Origin of the sequence: Spiroplasma sp. ChiS, from assembly GCF_002968355.1 — a bacterium.
In the GTDB taxonomy this organism is placed as follows: domain Bacteria; phylum Bacillota_I; class Bacilli_A; order Mycoplasmatales; family Mycoplasmataceae; genus Spiroplasma; species Spiroplasma citri.
Genome location: NZ_PUUH01000220.1, coordinates 1 through 783, shown reverse-complemented (window position 1 = coordinate 783; position 783 = coordinate 1). Strand labels below are relative to the sequence as shown.

Here is a 783-nt window from a genome sequence, read left to right as displayed (position 1 = left end):
GTTGTAATTCTTCTTCGTTATATTGTGGTGTATTACAAGCAACTAGACTTGTTGTGCTTGTTCCTAATAATGTAATTGCTCCTAAAAAACTTAATCATTTTTTCATAAAAAACTACTCCTTTCTTGATATTTTATTTATATAAAAATTATATAATGAATTATGCAAATTTAATGATTATTTATTGAAAATGTAATTAAAAATAATATTTATTTTGATATTATATTAGCAGTATCAAACAACAATTTTAATTTTAAGAAAGGAAATAAAATATGGTTCAAAATAAACCATCATTGAGTTTAAAAATAGACAAATATTTACAACTTTATAAAAAAAGTTATATATTATCTGTTAAGGGACTAGCTTTTTTTAAAATACTAGAAAAATTAAAAGAAGAGGCAAAAAAAGAATATGAAGAATTTGTTGATATAGCTGCCAAATTTATAAACTTATTTTGAGAAGAAGATAAAATAAAAAAAGAAATTAATTTTGATTCAAAAAGAAATTAATTTTGATTCTCTAAGTAAAAATAAAATTAATAAAATTAATAGAATTTATAAAGAATTAAAAGAAGACAAAGAACTTTTTTTCAATATTATTGTAAATATTTTTGCTACATTCGTTAAAGAAAAAAATAAAATAATTTTTGAATTTAAAGGTTTAAATAATAAAGTTGTATTCGATTATATTAAAAAAAATTAATCAAGATTAAAAATCTTGTTTTTTTTATTTTAAATTAAGATATAATATTTTTGTTATCAAAAAAGTATCAAAATTGTATTAAA

The 783-nt window shown here is 17.4% G+C and carries 1 protein-coding gene; it reads left to right on the top strand.

Going from position 1 to position 783, the window contains the following annotated elements:
- Window positions 1–270 precede the first annotated feature (270 nt).
- Window positions 271–507 carry a hypothetical protein gene (locus C6B38_RS05875; RefSeq protein WP_105298978.1) on the top strand — a complete coding sequence of 79 codons (237 nt, stop codon included), beginning with the start codon at window positions 271–273 and terminating at the stop codon, window positions 505–507.
- Window positions 508–783: the final 276 nt, after the last annotated feature.